Source organism: Pseudomonas sp. P5_B2, assembly GCF_056400445.1.
Genome location: NZ_JBFULH010000430.1, coordinates 1 through 3,573, shown reverse-complemented (window position 1 = coordinate 3,573; position 3,573 = coordinate 1). Strand labels below are relative to the sequence as shown.

At 58.1% G+C, this 3,573-nt stretch carries 4 protein-coding genes; all 4 read right to left on the bottom strand.

All coding sequences use genetic code 11. The features are described from left to right. Nucleotides 1-243: MAPEG family protein (locus AC1DRJ_RS21845; RefSeq protein WP_477803972.1), on the bottom strand; the 243-nt coding region annotated here is incomplete at its 3' end. Beyond that, nucleotides 243-980 (bottom strand): DUF599 domain-containing protein, encoded by a 738-nt coding sequence (locus tag AC1DRJ_RS21840; RefSeq protein ID WP_477803971.1) that lies wholly within the window; start codon nt 978-980, stop codon nt 243-245. The genes AC1DRJ_RS21845 and AC1DRJ_RS21840, both read right to left, overlap by 1 nt. Nucleotides 981-1,220: 240 nt before the next feature. Next, nucleotides 1,221-2,534, bottom strand: a complete 1,314-nt coding sequence (gene brnQ, locus AC1DRJ_RS21835; RefSeq protein ID WP_477803970.1) for a branched-chain amino acid transport system II carrier protein — start codon at nt 2,532-2,534, stop codon at nt 1,221-1,223. Nucleotides 2,535-2,994: 460 nt separating this feature from the next. Next, the coding region (locus AC1DRJ_RS21830; protein ID WP_477803969.1) for a succinate--CoA ligase subunit alpha at nt 2,995-3,573 on the bottom strand (579 nt) is incomplete at its 5' end.

Here is a 3,573-nt window from a genome sequence, read left to right as displayed (position 1 = left end):
AAGCCACCCTGCGGTTTGGGTGGTGTGCGCCATCAACACCCCCACCGCAAACAAAATAAAGGCTTCGAAAGAGTTTTGATGCGCGGCTACCGCACGGGCGCCGAAGCCGGCAAGTTGCCCCTGTTGCTGACGTGGCAGGTGATTGTTGTAACCGCCTTGCTCTTTCATCGCCTTGGCCACCGGCAGGCGGGCCACATAAATCAGTAATGCACTGATGAACACACACCAGAACGGAATACTCATCAAGCGGCCTCTTTGTTCGCCTCGGGCAAGGGTGCCTCTGTAGGGGTATAGACCATCACGTCGAGAACATCGGAATGAAACTCGCGGCGATACAACACCAGCACCACGCCGGCACTCATCAGCATGAACAGCCACGGACTGACGAACCAGGCCAGCATGGTCATGCCGAAGTAGTAGGAACGCAGGCCAAAGTTGAACTGGTTGGCCGCCAAAGAGATTACCCGTGCCGCTCGGGCAGCGAAGGCTTTGCGTTCTTGTTCGGAAACGTGGCGCTCACCGACCATTGGCGCCGAACCGATCAGAATCGCCGCAAAGTTGTACTGCCGCATGCACCAGCTGAAGGTGAAGAACGCGTAGACAAAAACCAGCGCCAGGCACAGCAATTTGATCTCGGACATGCCCTGGGACGCCTGCTGCACCATCGGGATATCCGCCAACAATGACACCGCCCTTTCAGAAGCACCGAGCACGGTGAGAATGCCGGCCAGAATAATCAAGGTGCTGGAGGCAAAAAACGAGGCGTTACGCTCCAGGTTTCCGACCACGCTGGCATCGGCGATTCGGTTGTCGCGCAACAGCATGCGACGCATCCAGTCTTCGCGGTACAGGTGCAACACGCTGGCCAGGCACGCGGTGTCGCGGCCCTTCCATGTGGCATAGCGGGTGTAACCACCCCAGCAGATGACAAACCAGAGCGCGGCGAGGATGTGGATCAGGTTGGCGTGGATGAACGACATGCAGGTCCTTGTGATGGAGAATCGGAACACGGATTCCTTGTGGGAGCGGGCTTGCTCGCGAAGGCGGTGGGTCCGAGAATATCAATTTTGAATGATAAACCGTCTTCGCGAGCAAGCCCGCTCCCACATTCGATTTTCGCATGGCATCAAAATCTAACCATAAAAAATGCCCCATATCGATTGATACGGGGCATTTCTGTTTCAGCTTGATCGCCCGCTTGTGGCGGGCCTTTCAGCCGCTTAAGCCAGCGCTTCTTCGCGCTTGCCCAGCAGACGATCGCAAACCACCGCGACCACCAATGTCATTACCGACGGCACCAGCCACGCCAGGCCCTGCTCGCTCAGCGGCAAGTGAGACAGCTGAGTTGGCATCCAGTCCGCCAGACCCGCGCCCTTGAGCGCGTCGATCATGCCGAAGATGAACGACACCAGCATTACCGGACCGACGATGCGGCCCTGCTCATGCCAGAAGTCCTTGCAGAAGCTCAGCGCCACCAAGGCGATGCATGGCGGGTAAATCGCGGTCAGTACCGGGATCGAGAACGCAATCAGCTTGGTCAGGCCCAGGTTGGACACAAACAAGGAGAACACCGCCAGGATGATCACCAAGGTCTTATAGGACAGTGGCAGTACACGGCTGAAGTACTCGGCGCAGGCACAGGTCAGGCCAACAGCCGTCACCAGGCAGGCCAGCGAGATCAGCACAGCCAGGAAACCGCTGCCCAGCGAACCGAAGGTGTGTTGAACATAAGCGTGCAATACCACCGCGCCGTTGGTCGCACCGGCGGCCACTTCATGGCTGCCCGAACCGAGACGGAACAGACTGATGTAAACCAGGGCCAGACCCACGCCGGCAATCAGCCCGGCAATGATTGCGTAACGGGTAATCAGCACCGGCGATTCAACGCCACGAGAGCGGATCGCGTTAACGATAACGATGCCGAACACCAATGCACCCAGGGTATCCATGGTCAGGTAACCATTAATGAAACCTTGGGAGAACGGTGCGGCGACATACTCCGGCGTGGCCACGCCGATATCACCGGCAGGCAACGCGAACGCGGCGATGCCGAGCGCAGCCAGGGCGATGATCTTCAGAGGGGCGAGGAAACGTCCTACGGTATCCAGCAACCGGCCCGGGTAGAGCGAGATGAAGAACACGATCAGGAAGTACACCGAACTGTAGAGGAACAGTGCCAACGGGCTTTCGCCGGTCAGCGGCGCCAGGCCGACTTCGAACGAGACGGTGGCGGTACGTGGCGTCGCGAACAACGGACCGACTGCGAGGTAGCACGCGGCAGCCAGCAAGCCACCGGCGATTTTACCGATCGGGCTGCTCAGGGCATCCATCGCCCCGCCGACCTTGGCCAGCGCAACCACTGTGATCACCGGCAAACCGACCGCTGTGATCAGAAAGCCCAGCGCCGCCATCCAGACATTAGGCCCGGACTGCAAACCGACGATAGGCGGGAAGATGATGTTGCCAGCCCCGACAAACAGGGCAAACGTCATAAAACCAAGTGCCAGGATGTCCTGGCCTTTCAACACTTTCATTAAGGAAATACCACACTACTGAATCGGAATTTAGAGAGGGATTTCCCTGTGGGGTGAGGGAAATGCTGTCGATCCGTATGGGACTGACCCTTTAGCGCGGAGCAACCTTGTGGGTCGCAGACGCAAAAATGGCGGCTAGCCTAACGAATTTGCCCGACAAACGCACTGTTAGAGGGCGAACTATCCGATACACGACGTTTCTGTGTCGCGTTTACATATCTAATTTACCTAAGCAGAACCCTGTGGTGAGGGGGCTTGCCCCCGTTGGGTCGCGAAGCGGCCCCAAAACCGGTAATCGCGCTTCATCAGACAGATCGCGTTTATCAGATTTGCGACTGCTGCGCAGCCGAACGGGGCGGTGCGGCGTTCCGACAAGCCCCCTCACCACAAAAGCGCCGGAAACGACAAAGGCCACCCGAAGGTGGCCTTTGTTTGGTAAAGCGTCAGCTAAGCGCGAGGCTTATTTGATCGCCCAACCGGTCAGCTCGGACAAAGCCTTGCCGATGTCTGCCAGCGAACGCACGGTTTTAACGCCTGCGTCTTCCAGGGCAGCAAACTTCTCGTCTGCAGTGCCTTTGCCGCCAGAGATGATTGCGCCAGCATGGCCCATGCGCTTGCCCGCAGGGGCAGTCACACCAGCGATGTAGGAAACAACCGGCTTGGTCACGTGTGCCTTGATGTAGGCAGCCGCTTCTTCTTCAGCCGAACCGCCGATCTCACCGATCATTACGATCGCTTCGGTCTTCGGGTCTTCCTGGAACAGCTTCAGGATGTCGATGAAGTTCGAACCCGGGATCGGGTCACCGCCGATGCCGACGCAAGTCGACTGACCGAAACCGGCGTCAGTAGTTTGCTTCACAGCTTCGTAGGTCAGGGTGCCGGAACGGGAAACGATACCGACCTTGCCTGGCAAGTGAATGTGACCTGGCATGATGCCGATCTTGCATTCGCCTGGAGTGATCACGCCTGGGCAGTTAGGGCCGATCAGGATGACACCCAGCTCGTCGCACTTAACTTTAGCGTCGAGCATGTCCAGGGT